Here is a 25,888-nt window from a genome sequence, read left to right as displayed (position 1 = left end):
ATGCGCGCCCTCTTGGCAGGAATGAAAGTGGGCGTTATTCTCATCTTTATGACTCAACGTTACAAACCACAGCAAGATCTCAATGATACCTGGACGGTCATCGACGCGCGCACGGCACGGGCGGCCGAGATGGGCAGCCGTACCATTATTGGCATGAACCGGCGGGATGCCGAGGAACTTGCCGAGCTTTTGAATAGGCTGGAAGCGCAAAAGCCGGTAACCCAGCCTGATCAAGGCAGCGGCTGCGACTGAAGGGGATGAACATGGCGATCAATGAAACGTCGGTCGAGATCAAAACGTCCGCAGACTCGTCCGTGGGCATCGTTGTGGCGACGGGTCTTCATTACGTGCAAGTCAATGACCGCGGCGTAAAGCATGAACTCATTGGGCCGTTTAGAACCCGTGAACAAGCGCAGGCTGAAGTCGCAAAATGGGTTGACCGCTTCAGAGCGGAACTGGAGCCACAATCCTGTTGATCGCAATCGGCCGATGCGCGGTTACATCCGCAAGACGAAGAACACCAGCAAGGCAATTGGTGTCGCGATGCTCAATGCCAAAAGAGTGTCATAACCGATCGTTTCCCAGTCCCTCTGACGATCATCCCTGTCCAGATAGGCCATCTCCGTAACCTCCACTGAAAGGCGCTGAATTTAGCACGGCGGCGCTCGAAAATCCCGTTGATCGGGAGGATTGCATCGACAATTCGGACGCGCCAATCTGACTATCATGCCGTTTTGATGCGCCTGCTCATGTTGATACCAGTCGTCCGGAATCCCCCGGCCTGGTAGACGTGCTGCGCGCGCGTGTTGTCCGCGGCGACGCGCAGCCGGATCTGCTCAAATCCTTCCCTGGCGAGCGCACTTTCCAGAGTATGTAACGCTTTCTTGCCATGGCCGTTACCCTGATAGGCAGGAAGGATATGAAAATCACTGATGAACACTATCTTGGAATCCGTATCGGCGCGGTACCAAAGATAACCAATGGTTTCGGCATTTTCTCTTTCGCCATCCGTTATGCAGAGCAAGACCTGTCCGAATGTATCGGGACCGTTGGGCAGGTCTTTGGCGATTTCGCGTTTCGCCTGCACCACTGCTTCTGGATTGGACAGGCCGTAATTTGCCGAGATCTCCGCAGCATAGTCAGGGATGAAATAATCGAGATAGCTCGAAAACTCGTCTTGGCGCATGGGTCTGAAGCCAATCATCGGCTGTATTCCTTTTGGGGCATCTGTGTCATCTGGATGCGACATCATTTGGATTTTGCCGAGCGGTCGATCTGCCCTTCGGCCGCATTGTGCTTGTATTGGAGCGCAATGAGAATTCCCTTCATTGTGCGCAGCGCCGTGAGGCACAGAGCAAGCGCAAGGGGTATCCACAGAATGAAATGCAGCCACAGGGGCGGGGCGAGCGTTACTTCCATCCAAAGGGCAAGGCCGACAACAATGAAGCCGACGAGCAGCATCACCAGGACTGCGGGCCCTTCGCCCGTGTCGACAAAGGAATAATCAAGGCCACAATTCGTGCAGTGTTTGGGCAGCTTAATGAAGCCGTCAAACATTTTGCCCTGGCCGCAGCGTGGACAGCGGCCCTTGATCCCTGCGGAGACGGGATCAACTGGTGGATAGAGCGCTTTGTCTTCACTCATGATTTGTCCTTGCTGTTTCTCAAACGGCACTGAGGTTTCTGCACCTATGCTACGCCCGTGCGGTTTATCCCGGATGGAAATTGATGTTTGCCAGTTGCAGCATATATAGGAACGTTTTATAGTCAATTAGTGATGTTTTATACATTATAATTGATTCCAGGTGCTGAGATCAGATTGTTTGCTGAATTGACGCAAGCGCGGGTCTCCGGCCGAGGCCGGTCGATGGCAAGATTATTGAGGTTGACGGCATAATGATCCGGCTGGCGAAGTTTCATTCCGAATTTGGCAAAATCGAAGTATTGCAAGCCAAGAACACCGGCTCGGTTATTTACCGCCAGGGCGGTTTCTACCAATCCGAAAGCGACATAAACGGAGTCAGTGTCGCGCCCTATATTCATGCGATTTTTGGCCTTCTTGCTCAAACACAGGCCAGGAATGTCCTGATGATCGGCTGTGGCGGCGGCAGCCTGGGTACGATGCTCGACAAGACGGGTGTTCGGGTGACGATCGTGGACATCAATCCCACTGCCTTCTTCATCGCCCGGAAATATTTCAACTTACCGCGCAACATAGAATGTTACGTCGCGGATGGTTTGAACTTTCTGCATGCTGTTCGCCATCGCTACGATGCGATCATTTTGGATGCCTATACGGGAGGGGATATCCCTGATCACCTATGCACCGAAACCTTTTTTGAACTCGCGCATGCACGTCTTGACGAAACCAACGGTTGTTTGATCAGCAATATCTGGGCCCACAATGATCGCGACCTGTTTCCCAAACGGATGGCGGCAAAACTCAGCAATTTCTGGGCGGACGTGCGTCTTCTGGATACCCCTGGCCTGTGGGATCGTAACACCCTGCTTGTGGCGGGGCAGGTTGAGCATTTCGACGAGCCTACGCTTTTAATGCCGCCAACAGAGGTCGCAGATGATGTTGCGCGTGACCTTGAGCGTTTCAGGTTTATCCCCTGGCAGCAACCTGAACAGTTGGTGTAAACGTTCTTCGGGCGGTTTCAACCGACAACGCAACAGCATTGCGTCGGCTGCAAAACTTGTTGCCTCATCCTTATCGTCGGATGCAATGGCTTTCTGGAGCTTCGCAACGAATTCCGCGTGGTCCTCGTGCGAGCCCAGCGGGAAAGTTCGGTGAGATAGCAACTCATAGAGCGACTATCCACCGCGTTCGGTTAGAATTTGCCGCTGATGTCGAAGAAGACGGCGTCGCCTTTCATCCGGTTCTCGACCTCGACCTCATGCGCCCAGCGCAGGCCGAAACCGACCTCTGTTGTCTTGCCGAATTTGGCTTTGTATTTCACGAATGGACCAATCGCGATGGAGCGCCCGCGGAACCCGTCATGGGCATCGGCGAAGGTGCCACGATCATCCTGGATCTGATGCAGAAAGCCGGCGAGGCCGCCCACCGAAAAATTCTCGCTCAGGCTTTTGGTGACCGCCAGGTCCAGATGGGCCACGGCCCCGCTATAGTAATCGGTGTCGTTGTTTTTGGTGTTGATGTCGACGCCGAGCTTGGCTGAGAGGTCCAGGCCGTATTCGGGCAGCAGCCGTGTGTACGCGACCGCTGGCGTGAACGTCCAATAATTGAGGCCGATGAAGGCAAGGTCGCCTTCCTTCCATTCGCCGGTTGGCGCGGTAACCGTCAGTGAAGCCGAGAAGAACGTGTTCAACGCATCATTATGCCAGCCGAGCACGACGGGAGCGAACGAAATATCTCCTAAGGCTCCGACCTCCTGCTCAGTCCCGAACCGCCCCAGTGTCGCCTGCGCCCTCGTCCAGCCGATCGGGATGACGGCTTGGACCGCATAGGTCCAGTTACCGGGAAGATGCAGTTCGGGAACATAGACCGCCGCCAGGGCGGTGGTCCAGATATCGGCCTCGAGCCCGACTGCGACCGAATTCCTGCCGATCGGCACGTCGCCGCCCGCCTTGCCATGATAATAGATGTTCGAAATGCCCCAATAGACGCCTGGAACGGGCGGGACGACACCTTCTCCAGGCCCGGCGTAGACGCCGGGAATGTAGCGGCCCGCCACGGCCTCGGTGGCACGCGCATCGCCTGCCCAAACAATCGCCGCAGCGGCCATGGCTGCCATACCGAATATGCGTGACATCGCTCTTGAATTCATCCCCTCGTTCCCCTGCTAAAAACTCACCAGTGTAATGCCAGCCTCAATGTTTGCGTGGTAAGGCCGATCCGAACCTATCCCAACGCCCGGCCGTACATAGGATGTTGATTTCCCTTGAGAAGTGTCCCGGCATGTCCACCGAGATTTGACCCGCCTTGTATGGATGTTTCGGGTCTGGTGTTGTGGTCTGGCACCTGCTTTTCTCCATTGTGTTTTTCGGCTGCGGGCTATTGTTCGGCAACGGGGAAAGTCCAGCTTCCATCGAGTATCGGCTGTTGGGGGCGATAAAGCCGGACCATGTAGTTCCACCCCTTCATGACCGGCAGGCAGTTCGGCACTTTTCCGTCGCAACCGCCGAAATGAACGATGATGGACCCGTCGCCTTCCTTCTTCGCGGTGATGTCGTTAAGCGAGTAGGCGTCGTACTCGTTCTTAACGTAATAGCCGTTCTCGTCGTAAAGGCTGATCGACCAGAAGCCATCTACCGGAACGTGCTTGACCAGCAACGTGTAGTTTGTCTTCCCATCATTCTTTGGGGGGACGACGTTGAGATAGATTGCGTCGCGAGGCGGATTAGCGCCCCAAGCCGAAGCGGCACCGATCAGGTATTGCACCGGATCGACTTCCTCCCGCGTTCCAAAAGCCTTGCGGGTATCATTGACGGTGCTGGCCAGAACCAGCAGCGCCTCTCTCACTTTTTTCTGGCTTTCCTTGTCCCAGTCCGGAACCTCGAACTGTCCGGGGCCACCAGGCTGATCAACCTTTATAGCGTCCTGTAGCGCGTGGACCCGTCCGAGATCATCGGGATCGTTCGGATCGACGAGCGTCCGGACGCCGACCAGCGCGTACCGGGTGCCGATCTTCTCCCTGTCAAGCTTGTGCGCCCCAGCTCCGTATTCCGTGGTCGTGTATTGATCCTCGCTGATGATTTGCATCGACATGAAGCGCTTCCCGGCATCCGGAAGCGTCACCGTCACGGGCCCGGCGTCAAGATCGAACACCCGCGTCGAGTAGAGCGTGTCCCTGTTGCCGCGGATCACGGTCTGCTTGTCGATCGGCAGGAGTTCGCGGATGTGATGCCATCCTCCAAATCCTCCTCCTTTGACGGAGTTGGTGAAGTAGAGGTCTGTTTCTGCGCGAACGAAGTTGTCGACCGTGACGGGAACCGGCGTCTCCGCCAATACTGCCGGCGAGAACAGTAGTGCCGCCGTGAAGGCCATCAAAATTCTGATTTGCATGGTTTCCCTCGCCACTACCTTGCCGATGTTTTTTCGATGTCCGGGAGCCGCCATGTCTTCTCGAAAAGCGGCTTCTTCGGCCCGTAGAACCGGAAAATGATCTCCCAGCCGGAACCGTCCTTCGTCGGCACCCAGTTCATTTCCTTACCTTCCGGGGCTTTGGGCCCGAAATAGACGTCCACCGATCCGTCCGCATTCTTCTGGAGGCCGGGCGTGTTGGAGCCACGGCTCGACCATTTCTGGTCTCGGATGAGGCCGTGGGTCTCGCGATCATAGACGGTGCCTGACCAGTAGAGCGATACGGGCGCGTCCGCAGGCACCGTCAGGCGATAAGTACTGCCGCCATCAAGAGCGTTGCCATCCTTGTCCTTGATCGTCACCAGATAAAACTGCCCGGTGCCGAGATGCTTGATGCTGGAAAAGGCGAACGAGAAGAACGTGCCGCGGCTGTCGAGGGGATAGACGCCAGGCGTGCTGAACAGGTTGGACAGGCCCTCGCTCAGGTCGTGAGGGACCGGCAGCGCCCATTGAGCGCCTTCATAGAAGGGCGGCTGGAACAGGGCTTCGTACTGCTTCTCCAGCAGCCCGTGAGCCTCGACCGCTGACCGCTCCAAGGTTTTGCTGGCGTCTCCGTCCGGAGCGAACGGCTTTCCCTGCTCGATGCCGACCGATTTGAGTTGGTCGATCATCGCTTTGTCTCGTTCGAGCCAGGGTTCGCGCTGCACGAAACGGTCAAGTGCCTGGAAGAAGCGCAGATCGTAGGGGATCGTGCTGTCGAAGACAGTGTCGGCGGCGTCCACGAACGTGGTTGCGGGAGGCTTCCCAGCCTGTGACAGCGGATAGAGCTTGATCTTGCGGGCATAGTCGACCGCCTTGGCGACATCGGCCGCGCTGCCGCTGCCAACATTGGAGCGCAAAAGCGCGTAGGCCATGTTGGTGTCGGAACGAAGTGGAATGTAACCCTTCGAAACCTTGCCCGAGTAGCCCGGAGGCAGGATCAGGTATTTGCCGCCACGGCCCTTGTCGACACCCGCTGGTCCGACGTCTTCGAGCGCGGCCTGCCAGGCGTCCATGATCGTGCCGGTGATTTCGCCGTCCTTCGCTGCAGGAATCTCCAGAACCATCGGCCCGACGTTCTTCGTGTCGATGAACGGCATCAGATAGATGGTGCTGGGGTTCGGCGTGAGCGTCTGATTTCGCCAGTCCGGTATCCTTGACCAAAGAACGATCTGGTTCTCCTTGCCGCCCGCCTTTGTCATCGCCTGGAACATCAGGTCAAAGTTGACTGCGGGCATGCCCCAAACGACCGCTTCGATCGCCCGGCTTGCGCGCTGCTTGCCCTCTGAGCCTTCTGCTGCGATTCCCGAGTGTGGAAGGAAAAATACGACGCCTGCCAGGAGCGCCACCGCAAACGCTTTCATCTTGTCCTCCGATAGGTCAGAAATGGAACACAAGTCCGAGGATCGGGCCATGCTTGACGATGCCGTTGGTCAGGCTGCCGTTGGAGTAGTTCACGCCAAGGGCGCGATAGCCGATCACAGCCGAAACCGTTTCCTTCCATTTGTACCCGACGCCTCCCACGAGCGCGCATCCTACGCCCAGCATAGCGGCAATCTTCGAACCCCCCGAAAGCATCTTGGTCAAGGTGCGACCGGGACACCGCTTACGGTTCACATCGAAGTGCTGGTGGTATGATTTGAATATGGAAACGGCCGAGGGAGGAAGTACGTAACTGTTACATACGTTGCAGGGTCGTTGTTTGGGGGCTGTCCGTCAGGATCTGCCAACTCCACATGATAAAACGAGCCAGGGCGCGCCCGTACTCCTCTATATCTGCGCGATCATCCGAGCGTTTTCTTTGGCGTCGATCCTCAGGGTAACAATTTCGGTGTCATAGGGCCCGATGTCAAAACCAAGATCGCGGGCTTCCGGGTGGCCAGTGTACTCGACTGGAACATGCCCGCACCGGCAGGCCGTCCGCTTCCATCAAATTCAAACACGCGTAGTTGTGACAACACTTAACGAAGGAGACTAGAAATGAGAAATTCCATGCGTTTCCTCGGCTTGGCGATGGCCCTGACATTCAGCGTCGCCAACGTATCCCCCATTCTTGCTGCGCCCCATCCCGAAATGAACGGTTGATCGATAACCCTGGTCCGATGGCGGCCTTTCTGCTGTCATCGGACAGCCGGCATCCTGTTGATAAATGAAAGGTTTTTGCGATGATGATGAACGGGATGTCTGAAGGAATGGGTTGGGCCATGGGAGCCCTTGGTGTTCTGTTTCTTGTCGTTTTGCTTCTCTTGGCCGCAGCCCTCGTCAAATATCTCCTGCGTCATTGAGAAGGCCGCGTCGAATTCTAGGTTTGGTATCGACGCCAAGTGCTTCACGATGCCATGGCAACAAGTGGGCGCTGGATGGTCCGTGCGGCAAATTACATCAACTTCCGGTGAGCACCTGTTCAGGTCGAGACGCTTATGTCAGATAGAGATCAATGACGAGATATTCTGCCATCCGTATGTTCATGTTTGCTTTCGCTTTGCTCGGGCTTCTCCTCGGGCCGATGGCGGTTTTCGTGAGCGGTGCGGCTATGGCTGACCAGAACATGCCCGTCACGATGGGCATGGGGGACAAGGTCGAAACGGCAGGCATGCCAGTCGACATGTCATGTTGCCCGGAAAAGCAGGTCAAGGTTCCCGACTGCTCCAAGGACTGCCCGCTGAATGTTCTGTGTGTCACCGGCTTCTCCAGCCTGTCGACAGTCGATGTCGATACCTTTTCGATCTTCGGGCAAAAGAACCTCTTTCATCTCGCTGTCTTTGAAGCCTTGGCGTCACGCATAGGCGATCCGCCACACCGCCCCCCAAGCCTCTGATTGTCATCGACGCGTGAGCGTCGTTCCGCCGAGTGGTACCACCGCTCGTCACGTTGCGTAGCGTTTGCTGCGCTGACCGCCGTGTACGCCACGGTTCATGACAATCGGAATTTGAAACTATGAAAATCAACCGTTCTGCTTTTGCGGGCCTCGCGCTCGCCTCTCTCTTCGCGGCCGTAACTATGGCCCATGCCGCCCCGTCCGACTACGAGTTCAAGCTGGTCACCAGCGAAATCCAGAAGAACGACGCGGCGACTATTGCCGTCAAGCTGATCGACAAACGCTCGGGAAAACCTGTCGAAAATGCCGTCATTTCGGCAACCCGCATCGACATGCAGCCCGATGGCATGGAAATGATGACCACGCCGGCCAAGGCCATGCCAACAACGGAAGCGGGCGTCTATTCCTTCAAGACGAACCTGTCGATGGCGGGAAACTGGCGCTTCTCGGTCGCTGCAAAAGTGCAGGGTGAAGAGGGCACTGTCGAAAATAAGCTTGTTTTCAAAGTCGTGCAGTGAAACGCACAACGTCCGCACTCGTTCTGGTCGCCGTCATCACGGCGGCCGGAACGGGCGGCTATTGGGTAGGCCAACATGGCCTGCCCACGGCCGTTGTTGCACTCCTGCCGAAAACCGTCATGCCGGAAACCGCTCTGGCCGAAACTGCCGGGCCAATTCCGGCGTCCGGTCCGGTCATCTATTACCGTCATCCCGATGGGTTGCCGGAATATTCCGGCACTCCGGCCAAAACAAAGGATGGGCGGGCATTTCGCCCGGTCCTTGCCAGCGAAGATGTAAGTTTCGACGATGCTAAACCGGCCGCTGGGAAAATGCCGGATAAGCCCGGTGAACGCAAAGTGCTCTATTACCGCAACCCTATGGGCCTGCCCGATACATCGCCGCTGCCGAAAAAGGACTCCATGGGAATGGACTACATTGCCGTTTTCGACGGCGAAGACACCAATGATGGTTCGGTAACGATATCGCCGGGTAAACTGCAGCGATCGGGCGTGAGAACGGCGGTTGCCGAGATGGGCACGATCATCCGGCCCGTGCGGGTTCCCGGAACCGTCCAGCTGGACGAGCGCCGCGTCAGCGTGGTCTCCACCCGCACGGAGGCCTTCGTTGAAAAGGTCGCCAATGTTACGACAGGGGATGTCATCGCCGAAGGAGCGCCGCTCGTCAGCTTTTATGCCCGTGAGATCGCAACGGCGGGCGCGCAGTACATCACCGATCTTAGAGCCGATAATTCTGGTTCGAATGGCGGCAGCAGGTTGCGCCTCGAAAACCTCGGTGTTCCCGTCCAGGTGATTGCCGATATCAGGGACAACCGGAAAGTGCCGTCATCCATCACGTTGACTGCGCCTCGTCGTGGCGTCGTTCTCGAACGCTCGGCCGTTGAAGGCATGATGGCTGCACCCGGAGCTGTGCTGTTCAGGATCGCCGACATTTCACATGTCTGGGTCATGGCTGATGTGCCCGAATATGAACTTGGGTCTGTGCGGGTTGGTGCTGACGTGACGGTCAGGGTCCGCAGCCTTCCCGGCAGTGAGTTCAAGGGAAAGGTCGATCTGATCTATCCGGATATTCAGGCGCAGACGCGTACCGCCCGCGTCCGGATCGAGTTATCCAACCCGGACGGAATATTGCGGACAAATATGTATGCGGACGTTGAAATCGCTTCCGGCAACGGCGATCCGGTTGTCACCGTTCCCGATAGCGCCGTTATCGACAGCGGTGATCGTCAGGTGGTGATCCTCGACAGGGGAGACGGCAAGTTCGAACCGCGCAAGGTCAAGGTCGGCAAGCGCGGCGGCGGTATGGCCGAAATCAGTGATGGAATCAGCGCCGGAGACAAAGTCGTCGCGTCGGCAAACTTCCTGATCGATGCCGAAAGCAACCTGAAGTCAGCGCTCAATACGCTTGCTCCTTCTGAGGTGAAGCCATGATCGCACGTATCATTGACTGGTCAGCCCGCAATCTCATCATTGTTTTCTTTGCGTCGATCATGGCGGTCGGTGTCGGCATTTACGCCATCCGCACTCTGCCGCTGGACGCGATCCCGGACCTTTCCGACGTTCAGGTCATCGTCTTTACCAATTATCCCGGCAAGGCACCGCAGGTTGTCGAGGATCAGGTGACCTATCCGCTGACGACATCGATGCTGACGGTGCCGAAGTCCAAAGTCGTCCGCGGCTTCTCCTTTTTCGGTGTGTCGTTCGTCTATGTGATCTTTGAAGACGGAACGGACATGTATTGGGCACGCAGCAGGGTGCTCGAATATCTGAATGCCGCCGCAAGCCGTCTGCCGGCAGGCGTTACGCCGACACTCGGGCCCGACGCGACAGGTGTCGGCTGGGTCTATCAGTATACGCTTGTTGCCAAGGAACAGTCGCTTGCCGAGCTGCGCTCGATGCAGGACTGGATCGTCCGTTTCGGCGTATCGAAGGCCGAAGGCGTGTCGGAAATTGCCGGGCTCGGCGGTTTCGTCAAGCAATACTCCATCGTCGTCGATCCCGCACGACTGAAGTCGCAGGGCGTCACTCTGGACGAGGTTGGCGCAGCAGTCCGTGCCAGCAACATGGATACAGGTGGCCGGACGGTAGAACTGTCTGAATTCGAGTTCATGGTGCGCGGGCGCGGTTATCTCAAAAACGTCTCAGACATCGAGAATATCGTTCTGAAAACGGAGAATGGCGTTCCGCTCAGGCTTTCGGATGTTGCTGCCGTGGAAATCGTCCCCGACGAGCGGCGCGGCATTGCCGAAATGGACGGGACTGGCGAGGTCGCCAGCGGCATCGTGCTTCAGCGCGTCGGCTCCAATGCGCTGACAGTCATCGACAACGCCAAGACAAGTCTGGCGGAAATCAAGAAGAGCCTGCCGGCAGGCACCGATATCGTTCCGGTCTACGACCGTTCGACGTTGATCAATTCTGCGATTGAAACGTTGAAGAGAACATTGGTGGAGGAAAGCATTGTCGTTGCGCTGGTAACGATCATTTTTCTGCTTCATGTCAGAAGTGCGCTTGTTGCCATCATCATGCTGCCCGTTGGTATTCTGATGGCCTTCATTGCCATGAAATGGCTGGGGCTGGGGGCCAACATCATGAGTCTTGGCGGTATTGCCATTGCCATCGGGGCAATGATCGATGCGGCTATCGTCATGATTGAAAACGCCCATAAACATCTGGAGCGTGCGCCGCCCGGCAAACCCCGGGTCGAAATACTGATCGAGGCGGCGGGGGAGGTTGGACCGGCCCTGTTCTTCAGCCTGCTGATCATCACAGTGTCGTTCATCCCGATCTTCACACTCGAAGGTCAGGAGGGCAAACTGTTCGGGCCGCTGGCATTCACCAAGACGTTCTCGATGGCTGCCGCAGCGCTTCTGTCGGTTACTCTGGTGCCTGCACTGATGGTCCTGTTCGTGCGCGGCCGGATTATTCCGGAGCACAAGAACCCGGTGAACCGCTTTCTGATCGCCATCTACCGACCGCTGATCACTATGGTTCTCAAGGCAAAGTATCTCACCATCCTGATCGCACTTGCCGCTCTTGTCGTCACGATTTGGCCTGCGCGCCAGCTTGGCAGCGAGTTCATGCCCAACCTCGACGAAGGCACGCTGATGTATATGCCCACGACGTTGCCGGGAATATCCGTCACCAAGGCCGCGGAGTTGCTGCAGACACAGGACAGGATCATCAAGTCGTTTCCGGAAGTCGAATCCGTCTTTGGCAAATCGGGAAGGGCGGACACGGCGACCGATCCAGCACCGACTGAAATGTTCGAAACCATCATCAACCTGAAACCGAAGTCGCAATGGCGGCCGGGCGTCACTGCCGACAGTCTGAAGAACGAAATGGATGCTGCCTTGCAGTTTCCAGGTGTTTCGAATGCCTGGACCATGCCGATCAGGGCGCGCACCGACATGCTGTCGACGGGTATCCGCACACCTGTTGGCGTCAAAGTGTACGGTACGGACCTTGCTCAAATGGAAGGGGTGGCAAGACAGATCGAGCGGGTGCTGAAATCCGTACCGGGGACGTCGAGCGCCTATGCCGAGCGGGTCATCGGTGGATACTTCCTCGATATTGTTCCGGACAGGGTGGCGCTCGGACGTTACGGCCTGTCGATCCAGAATGTTCAGGATGTCATCTCCATGGCTCTGGGCGCGCAGCAAATCACCCAGACGGTGGAAGGACGGGAACGTTACGGCGTCACCATCCGTTATCCCCGGTCGCAGCGCAGTGACCCGCAAGCCATCGCCCGCGATGTGCAGATTGCTTTGCCCGGCGGCGGAACGGTTCCGCTCGGTGAAGTCGCCAAGGTCGAATTGACCCGCGGCGCAACCTCCATCCGCACTGAAAACGGCCAACTGGTAGTCTATATCTTTGTCGATATCACGGGCAGGGATCTCGGCGGCTATGTTCATGAGGCCAAGCAGGCTGTGGCCGATCACGTCAAATTGCCGGCGGGCTATTCCGTTGCCTGGAGCGGTCAGTTTGAATACCTTGAGCGGGCCGAAGCCAAGCTGAAGATCGTGGTGCCGCTGACGCTGGCGATCATCTTCCTGCTGCTCTACCTCAACTTCAAGGCGCTCACGGAAACCTTGATCGTCATGCTGTCGCTGCCATTCGCCCTGGTGGGCGGCATTTGGCTGATGTGGTGGCTCGGCTTCAACACGTCGGTCGCCGTGGCGGTCGGCTTCATCGCGCTGGCGGGGGTGGCGGCCGAGACGGGCGTGATCATGCTGATCTACCTTGATCAGGCGTTGAAGGAAGTGCAGGCAAGACGGGCGGCAAGCGGCGGCGTGTTCACACGAGCTGATCTCAATGAAGCCATCATGATGGGAGCGGTCGAACGTGTCCGGCCGAAGATGATGACCGTCGTTGCCATCATGGCAGGGCTTCTGCCCATCCTGTGGAGTACGGGAACAGGATCGGAAGTCATGCAGCGCATTGCCGTGCCGATGATCGGCGGCATGATCTCATCGACACTGCTGACGCTTATTGTCATTCCTGCCGTCTATGGCATCGTCAAAGGATGGAAGTTGAGGGTGGCAGGTGTGGTGGAAGCGCACGACACAGGCACACTGCCGATACCGGCGACAATGAATCCGCAAGCTGGAGGTACACGCTGATGAAGAGACGCGAATTCTTATGTACAGGCATCGGGGCAGCTTTTGTTGCCCTGACCGTTGGTAAGTCCAACGCTGCAACGCCATCGGTGATGACAATATACAAGGACCCGAGCTGCGGATGCTGCAATCTCTGGGCGAAGTCGATGGAGACCGAAGGCTTCAGGGTCGAACGCGTGAACACGGACGACCTGCCGGGCATCAAGAAGCGCTTCGGCGTTCCGGCAGAGGTTGAAGGGTGCCACACGGCAACCGTCGAGGGCTATTTCCTCGACGGGCACGTGCCGTTGGAGGCGGTCAGAAAACTTCTTGCGGAAAAACCTGTCATCGCCGGGCTGGCGGTGCCAGGCATGCCCGCCGGGTCTCTCGGCATGGGCAATGACCCCAGTGCCAGTTATGATGTCCTTGCTGTTGCCAAAGGACCGGATCGGAAGGTTTCGGTTTATTACGAGGTCAGGCCAATGAGTTAGGGGAAGGCTACTGCTCGGACTTTTCATCGCGTTCGCATGAGCGTGTTTCTTCGTGTCTTATTGGATTCCCAGTTTTCGGGCAGAGATGTATTCTGACTTCTGGAAATCGATTAGCATCCGGATTGCCACCCAAGCCATGATTGCCCACATGCTCTTCGACAGTTGCTCGAACTGAGAAGTTTCCGCAACGCGTATTTTCTTACAGATTCGTAAGCTTTGAGACTCGGCGTAGACGGGTCTGGTAATTAGGATTATGTAACGGCCGTAACATTCATATAGTCAGAGTTCGTTCCATGATCGATGATATCCGCGGTGCGCAAGCGACTGTTCCAATGGAGAGTTATGGCCTGACAAGCCGCGATGCCCGTCGCCGCCTCGGCGAGGCCGGTCCCAATCGGGCTTCGTTGCGCAAGCAAGAGACATTTCTGGACGAGTTGCTGGAATCGTTGCGGGAGCCCCTTGTGCTGCTTCTGCTGATCATCGGGGTTCTCTATTTCATCTTGGGAAACCCGGGCGATGCCTTCATCATCTTTGGCGTCATCATTGCCGTTGCCCTGGCGGAAACTGCGATTGAGTGGCGGGCAGGGCGTGCGGTTGAAGCACTGGCGGCCATGGCGGAACCCAAGGTTCTGGTGTGGCGTGACGGTGAAGTGGTTGAGCGCCCTGTGGAAGAAATTGTGCCGCAGGATGTGGTGGAATTGCGCGCGGGTTCGCAGATACCAGCCGACGGGCGTCTGTTGGATGCCGAAGATTTTGCGGTAGACGAGTCCATCGTCACCGGAGAATCCGAACCTGTATCGCATCAAAAGAATGCCTATCTGCTAGGGGGCACGCTCGTCGTCCGTGGTCGCGGTCGCGTCCTGATCACCAAAACGGGCCCGGAATCGACAATCGGTACGATCGCCGAACTGGTCGCCACCACCCGCGAGCCGAAAACGCCCATGCAGCTGCGTATGGCAAGCCTTGCCAAGGTACTGCTGTGGGTGGCCGTTGGCGTGAGCGGGGTCATTCCCCTTATCGGTTACTTCGCCGGCAGACCAGGCGACGAAATGATCCTGACGGGATTGTCAGTGGCATTTGCCACGGTCCCGGAAGAACTGCCGGTGTTGATTGTGGTCGTGCTTGGCCTCGGCGGGCTGCGCTTGGCGCAACGCGGCGCGATCGTGCGCCGGCTCAGGGCGGCCGAGACCCTTGGTGCCGTCACCATCATCTGCACCGACAAGACGGGAACGCTGACCCATAACAAAATGACGGTCGCGGGAATTATCAGCCCGAACCAGCTGCTGGGTCAGCGTCCCGATCCGGAGGCGAATGAACCTGTGTTGGCGGCCGCCAGCCTTGCCAGCGAACCACACCGCGGCGATCTTAAACTGTTTGATCCGGTGGAAAGGGCAATAGAGGATGCCTGTTATCACTGGCAGGTGCCAAATGCTGCCCCGACCCATAATTACCCGTTTGACCGTGCCCGCCGCATATCGTCCGGCTATTTTCAAACGGGTGCGTTTGTTGAGATCGGTGCGAAGGGCGCGGCGGAAGCCATTCTTGCACTTGCCGTTTCTTTCCGCGACAAGACACAGGCCGTACCACTGGATGAGGCGACCCGCGCAAGGCTGCTGGCAAAGGCCGCGGACTATGGCAAGGCCGGGCGTATCCTGGCCGTTGCCTCCAGGCAATTGCGACAAGGCGGCGACGTCTCCCGGCAAGACTGCGAGACCGATTTGGTATTTGAAGGTCTGTTGATCCTTCAGGATCCGATCCGGGCGGATGTGAAGGAGGCGATCGCCGCGCTGGATACAGCCGGCGTGCACATTTCGGTGATCACGGGCGATCAGGCGAGCACGGCACACGCCGTCGCAGACGCAGCCGGGATCAAAAATCACGTGACGATCAATGCGTCCGAGCTTGAGGAAATGGGCGACTCGGCAATCGCCGCGATGATGAGCAAAGGCGCGGTGGTTGCCCGCTCGCAACCCGTCGACAAGCTCAGGATCGTGCAGGCGCTATCGGCCTTTGGTCACGTTGTCATGGTCACGGGCGACGGCGTCAATGACGCTCCGGCGCTGAGGGCCGCCGCTGTTGGTGTTGCCATGGGACGCGCCGGCAGTGATGTGGCGCGTCAGGCGGCCGATGTCGTGTTGACCAATGACAGCTTTGCCACACTGGTGGAATCCATTCGGGAAGGCCGACGACTGATTGCCAATTTCAACAAGGCCATTTGCTTCTACCTCGCGGTCAAGCTGGCTTTGATCCTGGTCAGTGCCGCAGCCGCCATTCTGGGACATCCCTTGCCGTTCACCCCGGTCCAGATCGTTATTCTGGAACTGTTCATGGATCTGGGGGCTGCACTTGCCTTTGTCAGCCAGCCGGCCGACGAAGACGTCATGCGCATACCGCCGCGTGACCCCAACGCGCCGTTTTTCACGAGGCCGCTCATCCAGGGTATCGTGTGCGGCGGCTTCACGCTGGCGCTGTTGGTCTTTGCGGTGTTTCAGTATGGCTTGACGCATTTTGGTCTGGATTCAGCGCGTACGCTCGCGCTCATCAGCTGGTTTGTCGGGCATGCCGTCATCGGTCTTACAATGGCAGGCGGTCAGGGTGTAACCAACCTGAAACACATCCTCGCCAACCGCGTCTTGCTGATCTGGTTTGGTGCCAGTGTGATGTTTGCTGCGCTGATCGCCGTCGTCGAAACGATCAGCACCTTTCTTGGCGGCGAAGCCGTTCCGCTCACCGTGGCGGCGGCGTGTGCATTGGTGTCGTTGATTGTGCCCCTGTGGTTGAATGTCTTCAGGCTTGGCAATGGTGTTGCGAGGTGAACATGCGAGCGGATCAACATGCAAACAGCCCTGCCAGTCAAAAGCCAAGGGATGACATTTGATGTCATTTGTCAGCAGCATCATCGAGTTCATTTCAGCGCATCCCGGACTTGCCTATGCGGCGGTTTTCCTGCTGGCTTTGTCCGAGGCCATTCCGGTTATCGGCGCAATTGTGCCCGGTTCCGCCATCATCATTGGCATCAGCGCATTGGTGCCGACGGGCGCAGTCACCGTCTGGCCGCTCCTGATCACCGCCATTACGGGTGCTATTGCGGGTGACGGCATCTCCTATTGGTTTGGCCGGCAGTACCACCAAGCCATTCTCAGCCGCTGGCCTCTCAATCGGCAACCGGGACTGCTTGCCAAAGGCGAGCGCTTTATCGAGCTGCACGGCGGCAAGAGTATCTTTCTGTCGCGATTCACTCCGGCCCGGGCCTTCGTTCCACTTATTGCCGGTATTCTGCACATGCCGGTTCGAAGATTTTACATCGCCAATATCGTCTCGGCATTCGTCTGGGCACCAGCCCACGTCATACCGGGTCTGCTTGTCGGCGCAAGCTTGAGCCTTGCCGGAGACGAAGCGGGCCGCCTCGCGGTTCTGCTGATTGCTCTCATCATTCTGGTCTGGATGATCATCTGGTTTGTCCGCCTGACAATCCGCTACGGCGTTCCCAGGCTCGCCGCCGGCCAGCAAAAGCTCTGGCAATGGACGCAGACAAAGGAGGGCTGGATCGCAGAGGTGATCAAGCCGCTGATCGATCCATCCCGTTCCGAAACACGGGTCCTGACCCTTTGGGCAATCGCCATTATCGCCGCCGCATGGCTGTTCCTCGGGATACTCGAAGACGTGGTGACCGGGGATACCCTGGTGACGGTCGATGCTGCTATTTACGCCATGCTGCAACAGCTGCGAACATCCGTGGGTGACCGTCTCCTCATCGGTGTGACGGAACTGGGCGACACGGTCGTCGTGCTTTGTGTTGCGATAAGTGTGTTTCTCGTGCTGCTCTGGCAGCGCGCCTGGCGCACTGCCGCATACTGGATCGCGGCAATCGGATTTGCGGGCGCACTCAACACCGGAATCAAGTTCGCGATCCACAGGGCTCGCCCCGGTGAAATGGCCTATACGGGCGTAAGCGAGTTTTCCTTTCCAAGCGGACACACAACGGTCAATGCCGTGATGTATGGTTTCCTGGCGTTCATCATCGCCCGCCAATACCGGGCAATCGTACAAATTCCGGTTTTTGCCGTTGCCCTGTCATTCATCGTTCTCATCGCTTTTTCGCGCATCTATCTCGGCGCGCATTGGTTTTCCGATGTATCGGCAAGCCTGACATTTGCCGCGATGTGGCTGATCGTCATGGGCCTCGCCTATCACTATCACGTCGGGGAAATTAACGTCCGGCCCCTTGCATTCGTGGCTATCGCGGCATTGATCACGGCAGGCAGCATCAACATTTACTGGCGCTATCCGTCCGATGTCGTCCGTTATTCGATCCAGCGGGAAATCACGACCATTCCCGCGGATGAATGGTGGCGGGGCAGTTATCATCTGCCTGCCCAAAATCGTCTGGATATCGAAGGCGAACGCCAGGAACCCATGACCGTGCAATGGAGCGGCAGCCTTCAGTCGCTGCAGGCACAACTGGGAGCGGCGGGCTGGAAACAACCTGTTCCCTGGTCGCTGGCGAGCACCATGGCCTGGACAACGGCGACAACCGATCCTGCCTTGTTGCCCGTCTTGCCCTTCATGAATTCCGGCCGGTTGCCGTCACTGGTTCTGATCAGGCCTGCCGGGGAGGGTGGCAGCGCTCCGTCGCGCTCTGTCCTGCGGCTCTGGCGCGTGGACACGCAAGTAACGGCCAGCATCAACGAACCGCTATGGATCGGCTCGGTGGTTACGGAACAGCTGAGTTTCCCCTATGCGCGAGCAACTCTTGTCTCGGAAAAGCCGAACTATAATGAGCCCCGGGACGCTGTTGCCAGTGCCCTTGCGGGTTCCAAGCTCTTGCCGCTGAACAAGCCCTATAGTGATGGCAAATGGGATGGACGGGTACTGCTGGCCAAGGAATATTGACCGGCGACGGCTGCAACATGAGGACTGAAACATGACTTCCTTGTCCTGGATATTGTTGACATACAAAGTTCCCGCAGAGCCTGCGAAGAAACGCATTTGGCTGTGGCGGAAGATCAAGGGCATGGGTGCGGTTTATCTGCAGAACGGCGTGTGTCTCCTGCCCAAGACCGACGAACATCTGCGCCGTCTCAAAGTGCTCGAGCATGAGATTGCGGAAATGGAGGGCGAGGCGGTTCTGCTGGAGACGACGGGTCTCGATCGTGCCCAGGAGGAAAAAGTCGTCGCCCGCTTCAATGCCGATCGTGACGAGGCCTATCAGGAGTTCTTTGAACGCTGCCGCGACTTCCATGCCGAGATTGATCGGGAGTCGGCAGCCGAAAAATTCACCTATGCCGAACTTGAAGAAAACGACGAGGACCTTGAGAAGCTTCGCACCTGGCTTGGAAAGATAAGGGCGCTCGATTTCTACCAATCGCCGAAGGGCGGGGAAGCTTCCACAAAGCTCAACGAGTGCGAAGCGCGGCTCGAATCCTTCGCACAACAGGTATTTGCGGCGCAGGACGAGAATAAATCCAGCCCAACACTGCCTTCCCCATGATGCAGATGTAGGGGAGTAACATACTTCGTCGATTGGAGGTGTCACTTTCAGGAGTCTTCGTCAGTATGGCCATGGCGCCAGTTCGAACAACGCACGAAAATATACTGAACAGGAGCACTGGTTGAGGTCGACGGATACTGAACAGGTCTATTAGCTTTGATCTCGCTGCTCGCACTTCTTGAGCAATTGGAATGGCCATTCACTTGAAAAGAACTTGCGACTGAAACAATGTGTGTGGTCCACCACCCGTCTCGAGACAATGAGTGGGCGTGGCGGACATCGCGATCCATGCTGGAATTCGGCACGATGGAGGTCTTGATGCCCGAGAACGCACGTTCTCCACTGTGATCCTCGTATCCAATCCGGCCAAAGGCCTTTCTTTGGCCGGATGCTGCCGCATCGCTATTTTGCGGTGTCGAAACTCCGTTGCAACTTCTCGACCATTTGATCGATGCTGAAGCTCGATGGGCGCTGACTGGGTGGATATTCCTTGAAGGTCGCCAGAAACGCACCGACGATGGGTGGTGCGGCCAGGAAAATTCCCGCGCCGTCCGACATGAGCCAGTCATAGTAGGTGTTTGACGTGACATCGGCGCGTTCATAGGGGTCGGATCGCAGATTGAATAGCTTTGGGACACGCAGGGGCGTGAACGGCTCGGCCCAGATTCGTAACGTGCCCTCGACACGCTGTTCCTCGAACACGACCTTCCAGTTCTCGAACCGCAGCGCCACGACCGCGCCATCATCATTGAAATAGATAAATTCCTTGCGAGCCCCGCGTTCCTCTTTGCCCGTGAGGTAGGGGAGCTGGTTATAGCCGTCGAGATGCACCTTGAAGGTCTTGTTTCCGGCCTGATGGCCTTTGAGCAGCTTGTCCTTGATGTCGGGATCGCCCGCCGCTGCCATCAAGGTCGGCAGCCAGTCAAGCCCGCTGATCATCTCATTGGAGACCGAGCCGGGTTTGATCCGTCCCGGCCAGCGGATCATGCAAGGCACGCGGAATGCACCTTCCCAGTTGGTGTTCTTCTCGCTGCGGAACGGCGTCGTTCCGGCATCCGGCCAGGAGTTCTGATGTGGGCCGTTGTCGGTGGTATAGATGACGATGGTGTCGTTGCCGATGCCGAGATCGTCCACTGCCTTGAGAACCTGGCCGATGGTCGCATCGTGCTCGATCATGCCGTCGGCGTATTCCGTTCTCGAATTGAGGCCCGGCTTGTCGCGATGCGATTCGCGCACATGTGTGCGAAAGTGCATGCGCGTCGAGTTGAACCAGCAGAAGAATGGCTGGTCCGCCTTCGCCTTGCGTTGCATGAAATCAATGGCGGCGGCCGACGTCTCGTCGTCAATCGTCTCCATGCGTTTTTTCGTCAGCGGCCCGGTGTCCTCGATCTTGCCATCGGCGGATGCTTTGAGCACGCCACGGGGACCGAACCTTTTGCGGAATTCCGGGTCCTGAGGATAGAAGTGGTTCTCCGGATCCTCCTCGGCATTAAGGTGGTAAAGATTGCCAAAGAACTCGTCGAAGCCGTGATTGGTCGGCAGATATTCATCTTTATCGCCCAAATGGTTCTTGCCGAACTGCCCGGTGGCATAGCCCAGCGGCTTGAGCAGTTCCGCGAGGGTCGCATCTCTCGCTTGCAAACCCACGCTCGCGCCGGGCAGACCCACCTTTGACAGTCCGGTGCGCAGGGTGCATTGGCCCGTAATGAAGGTCGAACGGCCCGCCGTGCAGCTCTGCTCCGCATAGTAATCGGTGAACATCATGCCTTCGCGGGCGACGCGATCAATGTTGGGCGTCGGATATCCCATCAAGCCAAACGAATAGGCACTGAGGTTGGTCTGGCCGATATCGTCGCCAAAGATGACGAGAATATTCGGCTTTTTGCCGCTCGGGGTCGGGGGCTGCTGTTGAGCCTGTGCGGTGCCGACTGACGGGCTTGACGCCATCATCGATGCGGCTGCGAGTGCCGTGCCGCCCATGAGAAGTCTGCGGCGACTGAGATTGAGTGGAGAGAAGTCTGTCTCAGATGTAGGGGAGGTCTCGTGGACGTCGTCAGCCGCGCTCATGGCTTGTTCTCCTTGGTTCAGACCGTTGGCCGGACAAATTGGAAATTCAGCATCCGGATAGTGATCGACGAAACCCAGGAAACAAGTACGTTACTGTTAATGTTGCCCTTCAACATGGCTCGGGCGGAGGTGGCAGCCAGTCAACGAAATTTGGAGGCTCGCGTGTCGCGCTGCGTAACCGAAGCTCAATGCGTCAAACCGATCATAGAAATCGATATGGCTGATGCCAGTTTATCAATCAAACAGATATGGTCTTTGACCTCGGCTTAGCACCAAACTTGACGGACACCACGCGGAGTGAAATTGCACCGTGAGGAGATTCCTTGCCATTTGTGGCGTTGATGTTGCCCAATCTAACGCGGCCTTAGTTGGGCACGCCAGGAATGTCATTCAAAAAGAAAAAGCCCAAACCATGAGTTTGGGCTTTTCGCTTTCTTGAGTTCCCCAACCCTTGGGAAACCCGTTTTCTCCGGAAATAGTTTTTCAGCTAAGTCTTTGACTTCGTTGGTAGCAGAACGGAACATTGGGTCCTAAATACAGAACTTTGGGTCTCCCACCAACAACTCGGCTGGTTTAGCTGCAGCCGGACGTGCTTCCGCATGTATCGCACTTCAGGCAGGTGCCGTTGCGCACCATGGTGAAGTTCGAGCATTCCGAGCAGCTGTCGCCGGTATAGCCCTGCATCATCGACTTGATGCGGCGGTCGGACATCACCTTCTTTGCTTCGGCCTTGGCTTCTTCCGCCGCGGCTTCGGCGCTGGCATCCCCAAACAGGGCGGAGGCAGCGGATGTGTCTTCTTCCAGCTGGTCCTTGGCGCGTTCCTCATAGTCACGCTTGAAGCCCGTGGCCTCGTCCTGCGCCTGGGCAATGGCCGGCTTGGTCGCGATGGCAACGGCGGAGCGGGTCGCAAGGGCCGTGACGTTCGACGCCATGACGGCCTTCGGTGCACCCGAGCCGAAACCCTTGGGATCAGGAGCGCCGGGGCTGACCATCTTCAGGACGGCGCCGCGGGTCAGACCCTTGGATACCGGCTCGGTCTTGCCTTCGGAGATGCCGCGGCCAAGCGAAGTATTGGAGAAGTCGGACTGATCGACATGGGCAAGATCGTGGCGGTCGAGATAGGAGACAGCCAGCTCACGGAACACATAGTCGAGGATCGACGTGGCGTTCTTGATCGCGTCATTGCCTTGAACCATGCCGGCCGGTTCGAATTTGGTGAAGGTGAATGCCTCCACATATTCTTCCAGCGGCACGCCATATTGCAGGCCGAGCGAGATGGCGATGGCAAAGTTGTTCATCATCGCCCGGAAGGCTGCGCCTTCCTTGTGCATGTCGATGAAGATCTCGCCGAGGCGGCCATCGTCGAACTCACCGGTGCGCAGGTAGACCTTGTGGCCGCCGACGACGGCTTTCTGGGTGTACCCCTTGCGGCGGTTCGGCAGTTTCTCGCGGTCGTGGATATATTTCTCGACGATGCGCTCGACGATCTTTTCGGTGACCTGCACCGCGCGGGCGGCGGCAGGCGCATCGATCAGCGCCTCGATGGCATCGTCCTCGTCGTCATCCACGTCGGCGAGCAGCGAGGAGTTCAGCGGCTGCGACAGTTTCGAACCGTCGCGGTAGAGCGCATTGGCCTTCAGCGCCAGTTTCCATGACAACATGTAGGCCGACTTGCAATCGTCGACGGTTGCTTCATTGGCCATGTTGATCGTCTTGGAGATCGCGCCGGAGATGAAGGGCTGGGCGGCGGCCATCATGCGGATGTGGCTGTCGACCGAGAGATAGCGCTTGCCGATCTTGCCGCACGGATTGGCGCAATCGAAAACCGGATAATGCTCTTCCTTCAGGAAGGGCGCGCCTTCCAGTGTCATCGCACCGCAGATGTGGATGTTGGCGGCTTCGATTTCCTTCTTGGAGAAGCCGAGTGCCGGCAGCATTTCGAAGGAGAAATCGTTGAGCTGTTCATCGGTGAAGCCGAGAACATTCTTGGCGAAGTCTTCGCCGACCGTCCATTTGTTGACTGCAAACTTGATGTCGAAGGCCGACTTCAACGCCGTGTTCAGCGTCGCGATGATCTCGTCCGTAAAGCCCTTGGCCTTCAGCGAACCCGGGTTGATGGCGGGTGCCTGGTTGAGATTGCCGTGACCGACGGCATAGGCTTCGATTTCAGCAATCTGGCTTTCGGAATAACCGAGCGTGCGCAGGGCTTCCGGCACGGCGCGGTTGATGATCTTGAAGTATCCGCCACCGGCGAGCTTCTTGAACTTGACCAGAGCGAAATCCGGCTCGATGCCCGTGGTATCGCAGTCCATGACGAGACCGATCGTGCCGGTCGGCGCGATGACGGTGGCCTGCGCATTGCGGTAGCCGTGCTTTTCGCCGAGTTCCAGCGCCTTGTCCCAGGCCGAACGGGCATGGGCGATCAGGTCCTGGTCCGGGCAGTCGGAAGCAATCAGCGCAACCGGGTTGACGGCGAGGCCCTCATAACCCTGGGTTTCGCCATGGGCAGCGCGGCGATGGTTGCGGATGACGCGCAGCATGTTGGCGGCGTTCGGCGCATAGCCGTTGAAAGCACCCAGCTCCTTGGCCATTTCGGCCGAGGTTGCATAGGAAATGCCGGTCATGATGGCGGTGAGGGCGCCGCCGATGGCGCGGCCTTCGGCGCTGTCATAGGGAATGCCCGAGGTCATCAGCAGGCCGCCGATATTGGCGTAGCCGAGACCGAGCGTGCGGTATTCATAGGAGAGGCGGGCGATTTCCTTGGACGGAAACTGCGCCATCATCACGGAGATTTCGAGGACGATGGTCCACAGGCGGGCCGTGTGCTCGTAGCCCGTCACGTCGAATTTGCCGTCCTTGCCGCGATAGGTGAGGAGGTTGATCGATGCGAGGTTGCAGGCCGTGTCATCGAGGAACATGTATTCCGAGCACGGGTTGGAGGCACGGATCGGGCCGGCCGCCGGGCACGTGTGCCAGTCGTTCATCGTGGTGTTGAAATGCAGGCCCGGATCAGCGGACGCCCAGGCGGCGTAACCGATCTTTTCCCAGAGGTCGCGGGCTTTCAGGGTCTTCATGACCTTGCCGTCCTTGCGGGCGGTCAGGCTCCAGTCGCCATCATTCTCGACGGCGCGCAGGAATTCATCCTTGAGCGACACGGAATTGTTGGAATTCTGGCCGGCAACGGTGAGATAGGCTTCCGAATCCCAGTCGGTGTCGTAGGTCTTGAAATCGATATCCGTGTAGCCCTGCTTGGCGAACTGGATAACCCGGTAAATGTAGTTTTCCGGGACCTGGTTCTTCTTGGCCGCCTTGATCTCGCGCTTCAGCGCCGGGTTTTTGGCGGGTTCGTAGCAATCACCATTGTCGGCTTCGCAGTTGACGCAGGCCTTCATGATGGCAGCCAGATGCTGCTTGACGATCTTGGAACCGGTAACGAGAGCGGCAACCTTCTGCTCTTCCTTCACCTTCCAGTCGATATATTCCTCGATATCGGGGTGATCGACATCAACCACCACCATCTTGGCCGCGCGGCGGGTCGTGCCGCCTGACTTGATGGCGCCGGCAGCGCGGTCACCGATCTTGAGGAAGGACATCAGGCCGGAGGAGCGTCCGCCGCCGGAAAGCTTTTCGCCTTCGCCGCGCAGGAACGAGAAATTGGAGCCGGTGCCGGAGCCGTACTTGAACAGGCGGGCTTCGCGAACCCACAGGTCCATGATGCCGCCTTCATTGACCAGATCGTCGGCGACGGACTGGATGAAGCAGGCATGCGGCTGCGGATGTTCATAGGACGATTTTGACTTCGTCAGCTTGCCGGTGTCCGGGTCGACGTAATAGTGGCCCTGGCCGGGGCCGTCGATGCCATAGGCCCAATGCAGGCCTGTGTTGAACCATTGCGGGGAATTGGGGGCGACGCGCTGGGTGGCGAGCATGTAGGCAAGCTCATCGCGGAAGGCGAGGGCGTCTTTCTCCGAATCGAAATATTTGCCCTTCCAGCCCCAGTAGGTCCAGGTGCCGGCAAGGCGATCGAAAACCTGACGCGCATCCATTTCCGAGCCATAGCGTGCGTCGGCCGGCAGCGCTGCCAAAGCTTCCTCATCGGCAACCGAACGCCACAGCCATGAAGGGACGGAATTTTCCTCAACCTTCTTCAGCTTGGCCGGTACGCCTGCCTTACGGAAATATTTCTGCGCGAGAATGTCGGCCGCGACCTGACTGAACTGGGCCGGCACATCGATATTCTCCAGACGGAACACAACAGAGCCGTCGGGATTCTTGATCTCGCTCGTCGCTACACGGAATTCGATGTCCGCATAGGCTGATTGATTCTCTTTGGTAAAACGCCGTTCGATCCGCATCTGCTTCGTCCTTGTCTCTATATATAGTGTTCGTTGGGCGCCATGTGAAGAGCTGCGCGCATCAAGAACACAAACCCGTCCTATCCGGATTCAGGAGCTGAATCCGGTGCTGTCGCCGCGACCTGTCCTCGATGCGGTTTTCACCGCTTCAGTCCTGGGCCCGGCGGCCCTTTTTTGACGCCTGTTTTGTGACTCGCCCCAAATGAGAATGTCACATTATCTGGTGTCTAACATACCTGTAAACACTAAATATTGTGTTAAGACACCATTTACCCAACAAATATTTCTCTGTGCACAATGGTATTCTTCCGGCTGCAGACACAGGTCATCACCGGCGTGCGCCATAGGGCGCAAGCTGTGAAAAACACTGCATAAACTGGGAAAAAGACCGGTCACATTACTCCCCGGTCACGCCACAAACGCAACGACTGCCCTATAAAAAGTGACTCGGGGTCGAGCGTCAAGAAT

The 25,888-nt window shown here is 57.6% G+C and carries 20 protein-coding genes; 11 read left to right on the top strand and 9 right to left on the bottom strand.

Going from position 1 to position 25,888, the window contains the following annotated elements:
* The gene (locus tag ACZ5FP_RS13910) at nucleotides 1–252 is read left to right on the top strand and encodes a rhodanese-like domain-containing protein (RefSeq protein WP_464660794.1); all 252 of its coding nucleotides are present in this window, start codon (nucleotides 1–3) and stop codon (nucleotides 250–252) included.
* Nucleotides 253–263: 11 nt separating this feature from the next.
* Nucleotides 264–476: a hypothetical protein gene (locus ACZ5FP_RS13905; protein WP_464660792.1), complete on the top strand. Its 213-nt coding sequence runs from the start codon at nucleotides 264–266 to the stop codon at nucleotides 474–476.
* A gap of 21 nt (nucleotides 477–497) precedes the next feature.
* Here the strand turns inward: ACZ5FP_RS13905 and ACZ5FP_RS13900 are convergent, their stop codons facing one another.
* The 3 genes from ACZ5FP_RS13900 to ACZ5FP_RS13890 form a co-directional block, all read right to left on the bottom strand.
* Nucleotides 498–620 (bottom strand): hypothetical protein, encoded by a 123-nt coding sequence (locus ACZ5FP_RS13900; RefSeq protein WP_464660790.1) that lies wholly within the window; start codon nucleotides 618–620, stop codon nucleotides 498–500.
* Nucleotides 621–724: 104 nt separating this feature from the next.
* Nucleotides 725–1,252, bottom strand: coding sequence for a GNAT family N-acetyltransferase (locus ACZ5FP_RS13895; RefSeq protein ID WP_464660789.1), 528 nt, complete (start codon nucleotides 1,250–1,252; stop codon nucleotides 725–727).
* Complete coding sequence (locus ACZ5FP_RS13890; RefSeq protein WP_464660787.1) at nucleotides 1,249–1,644, bottom strand: DUF983 domain-containing protein; 396 nt, start codon at nucleotides 1,642–1,644, stop codon at nucleotides 1,249–1,251. The genes ACZ5FP_RS13895 and ACZ5FP_RS13890 overlap by 4 nt, the downstream gene beginning before the upstream one ends.
* Before the next feature lie 251 nt (nucleotides 1,645–1,895).
* Here ACZ5FP_RS13890 and ACZ5FP_RS13885 point away from each other — a divergent pair, with 251 nt between their 5' ends.
* A complete protein-coding gene (locus ACZ5FP_RS13885) occupies nucleotides 1,896–2,642 on the top strand; it encodes a spermidine synthase (protein WP_464660786.1) in 747 nt (248 codons plus the stop codon).
* A 191-nt stretch (nucleotides 2,643–2,833) separates the two neighbouring features.
* On the opposite strand, the gene ACZ5FP_RS13880 is transcribed toward ACZ5FP_RS13885, so the two are convergent.
* The 4 genes from ACZ5FP_RS13880 to ACZ5FP_RS13865 all read right to left on the bottom strand — a co-directional run bounded on the left by ACZ5FP_RS13880 (nucleotide 2,834) and on the right by ACZ5FP_RS13865 (nucleotide 6,609).
* Nucleotides 2,834–3,757 carry a SphA family protein gene (locus ACZ5FP_RS13880; RefSeq protein ID WP_464660784.1) on the bottom strand — a complete coding sequence of 308 codons (924 nt, stop codon included), beginning with the start codon at nucleotides 3,755–3,757 and terminating at the stop codon, nucleotides 2,834–2,836.
* A 260-nt stretch (nucleotides 3,758–4,017) separates the two neighbouring features.
* Nucleotides 4,018–5,010 (bottom strand): DUF1254 domain-containing protein, encoded by a 993-nt coding sequence (locus ACZ5FP_RS13875; RefSeq protein ID WP_464663275.1) that lies wholly within the window; start codon nucleotides 5,008–5,010, stop codon nucleotides 4,018–4,020.
* Between the two features lie 32 nt (nucleotides 5,011–5,042).
* The gene (locus tag ACZ5FP_RS13870) at nucleotides 5,043–6,449 is read right to left on the bottom strand and encodes a DUF1254 domain-containing protein (RefSeq protein ID WP_464660783.1); all 1,407 of its coding nucleotides are present in this window, start codon (nucleotides 6,447–6,449) and stop codon (nucleotides 5,043–5,045) included.
* Nucleotides 6,450–6,465: 16 nt separating this feature from the next.
* Nucleotides 6,466–6,609: a hypothetical protein gene (locus tag ACZ5FP_RS13865; RefSeq protein WP_464660782.1), complete on the bottom strand. Its 144-nt coding sequence runs from the start codon at nucleotides 6,607–6,609 to the stop codon at nucleotides 6,466–6,468.
* Between the two features lie 913 nt (nucleotides 6,610–7,522).
* On the opposite strand from ACZ5FP_RS13865, the gene ACZ5FP_RS13860 reads away from it, so the two are divergent.
* The 8 genes from ACZ5FP_RS13860 to ACZ5FP_RS13825 all read left to right on the top strand — a co-directional run bounded on the left by ACZ5FP_RS13860 (nucleotide 7,523) and on the right by ACZ5FP_RS13825 (nucleotide 18,997).
* Nucleotides 7,523–7,903, top strand: a complete 381-nt coding sequence (locus tag ACZ5FP_RS13860) for a hypothetical protein (protein WP_464660780.1) — start codon at nucleotides 7,523–7,525, stop codon at nucleotides 7,901–7,903.
* 119 nt (nucleotides 7,904–8,022) lie between these two features.
* Nucleotides 8,023–8,421, top strand: coding sequence for a FixH family protein (locus tag ACZ5FP_RS13855; protein WP_464660779.1), 399 nt, complete (start codon nucleotides 8,023–8,025; stop codon nucleotides 8,419–8,421).
* Nucleotides 8,418–9,851, top strand: a complete 1,434-nt coding sequence (locus ACZ5FP_RS13850; RefSeq protein ID WP_464660777.1) for an efflux RND transporter periplasmic adaptor subunit — start codon at nucleotides 8,418–8,420, stop codon at nucleotides 9,849–9,851. The genes ACZ5FP_RS13855 and ACZ5FP_RS13850 overlap by 4 nt, the downstream gene beginning before the upstream one ends.
* Nucleotides 9,848–13,039 (top strand): efflux RND transporter permease subunit, encoded by a 3,192-nt coding sequence (locus ACZ5FP_RS13845; RefSeq protein ID WP_464660775.1) that lies wholly within the window; start codon nucleotides 9,848–9,850, stop codon nucleotides 13,037–13,039. The genes ACZ5FP_RS13850 and ACZ5FP_RS13845 overlap by 4 nt, the downstream gene beginning before the upstream one ends.
* Complete coding sequence (locus ACZ5FP_RS13840; protein ID WP_464660774.1) at nucleotides 13,039–13,506, top strand: DUF411 domain-containing protein; 468 nt, start codon at nucleotides 13,039–13,041, stop codon at nucleotides 13,504–13,506. The genes ACZ5FP_RS13845 and ACZ5FP_RS13840 overlap by 1 nt, the downstream gene beginning before the upstream one ends.
* A 293-nt stretch (nucleotides 13,507–13,799) precedes the next feature.
* Entirely contained in the window at nucleotides 13,800–16,322 is a 2,523-nt protein-coding gene (locus ACZ5FP_RS13835; protein ID WP_464660772.1) for a cation-translocating P-type ATPase, read from the top strand.
* Between the two features lie 61 nt (nucleotides 16,323–16,383).
* A complete protein-coding gene (locus tag ACZ5FP_RS13830; protein WP_464660770.1) occupies nucleotides 16,384–18,399 on the top strand; it encodes a bifunctional DedA family/phosphatase PAP2 family protein in 2,016 nt (671 codons plus the stop codon).
* Between the two features lie 31 nt (nucleotides 18,400–18,430).
* Nucleotides 18,431–18,997 carry a Chromate resistance protein ChrB gene (locus ACZ5FP_RS13825; protein WP_464660769.1) on the top strand — a complete coding sequence of 189 codons (567 nt, stop codon included), beginning with the start codon at nucleotides 18,431–18,433 and terminating at the stop codon, nucleotides 18,995–18,997.
* 402 nt (nucleotides 18,998–19,399) lie between these two features.
* Here the strand turns inward: ACZ5FP_RS13825 and ACZ5FP_RS13820 are convergent, their stop codons facing one another.
* Both ACZ5FP_RS13820 and ACZ5FP_RS13815 read right to left on the bottom strand, forming a co-directional pair.
* The gene (locus ACZ5FP_RS13820) at nucleotides 19,400–20,947 is read right to left on the bottom strand and encodes an arylsulfatase (protein ID WP_464663273.1); all 1,548 of its coding nucleotides are present in this window, start codon (nucleotides 20,945–20,947) and stop codon (nucleotides 19,400–19,402) included.
* Between the two features lie 690 nt (nucleotides 20,948–21,637).
* A complete protein-coding gene (locus ACZ5FP_RS13815) occupies nucleotides 21,638–25,420 on the bottom strand; it encodes a vitamin B12-dependent ribonucleotide reductase (RefSeq protein ID WP_464660767.1) in 3,783 nt (1,260 codons plus the stop codon).
* Between the last annotated feature and the right edge of the window lie 468 nt (nucleotides 25,421–25,888).

Source organism: Phyllobacterium sp. T2-21, from assembly GCF_055378485.1.
The sequence above is the reverse complement of the archived record's forward strand: the minus strand, read 5'-3'. Positions and strand labels throughout refer to the sequence as shown.

Coding starts and splice junctions, on each gene's coding strand:
- ACZ5FP_RS13820 (WP_464663273.1), bottom strand. CDS start 20,947: ATGATGGCGTCAAGCCCGTCAGTCGGCACCGCACAGGCTCAACAGCAG.
- ACZ5FP_RS13910 (WP_464660794.1), top strand. CDS start 1: ATGCGCGCCCTCTTGGCAGGAATGAAAGTGGGCGTTATTCTCATCTTT.
- ACZ5FP_RS13845 (WP_464660775.1), top strand. CDS start 9,848: ATGATCGCACGTATCATTGACTGGTCAGCCCGCAATCTCATCATTGTT.
- ACZ5FP_RS13825 (WP_464660769.1), top strand. CDS start 18,431: ATGACTTCCTTGTCCTGGATATTGTTGACATACAAAGTTCCCGCAGAG.
- ACZ5FP_RS13905 (WP_464660792.1), top strand. CDS start 264: ATGGCGATCAATGAAACGTCGGTCGAGATCAAAACGTCCGCAGACTCG.
- ACZ5FP_RS13875 (WP_464663275.1), bottom strand. CDS start 5,010: ATGGCCTTCACGGCGGCACTACTGTTCTCGCCGGCAGTATTGGCGGAG.
- ACZ5FP_RS13900 (WP_464660790.1), bottom strand. CDS start 620: ATGGCCTATCTGGACAGGGATGATCGTCAGAGGGACTGGGAAACGATC.
- ACZ5FP_RS13885 (WP_464660786.1), top strand. CDS start 1,896: ATGATCCGGCTGGCGAAGTTTCATTCCGAATTTGGCAAAATCGAAGTA.
- ACZ5FP_RS13890 (WP_464660787.1), bottom strand. CDS start 1,644: ATGAGTGAAGACAAAGCGCTCTATCCACCAGTTGATCCCGTCTCCGCA.
- ACZ5FP_RS13855 (WP_464660779.1), top strand. CDS start 8,023: ATGAAAATCAACCGTTCTGCTTTTGCGGGCCTCGCGCTCGCCTCTCTC.
- ACZ5FP_RS13815 (WP_464660767.1), bottom strand. CDS start 25,420: ATGCGGATCGAACGGCGTTTTACCAAAGAGAATCAATCAGCCTATGCG.
- ACZ5FP_RS13880 (WP_464660784.1), bottom strand. CDS start 3,757: ATGGCAGCCATGGCCGCTGCGGCGATTGTTTGGGCAGGCGATGCGCGT.
- ACZ5FP_RS13835 (WP_464660772.1), top strand. CDS start 13,800: ATGATCGATGATATCCGCGGTGCGCAAGCGACTGTTCCAATGGAGAGT.
- ACZ5FP_RS13860 (WP_464660780.1), top strand. CDS start 7,523: ATGACGAGATATTCTGCCATCCGTATGTTCATGTTTGCTTTCGCTTTG.
- ACZ5FP_RS13830 (WP_464660770.1), top strand. CDS start 16,384: ATGTCATTTGTCAGCAGCATCATCGAGTTCATTTCAGCGCATCCCGGA.
- ACZ5FP_RS13895 (WP_464660789.1), bottom strand. CDS start 1,252: ATGATGTCGCATCCAGATGACACAGATGCCCCAAAAGGAATACAGCCG.
- ACZ5FP_RS13840 (WP_464660774.1), top strand. CDS start 13,039: ATGAAGAGACGCGAATTCTTATGTACAGGCATCGGGGCAGCTTTTGTT.
- ACZ5FP_RS13870 (WP_464660783.1), bottom strand. CDS start 6,449: ATGAAAGCGTTTGCGGTGGCGCTCCTGGCAGGCGTCGTATTTTTCCTT.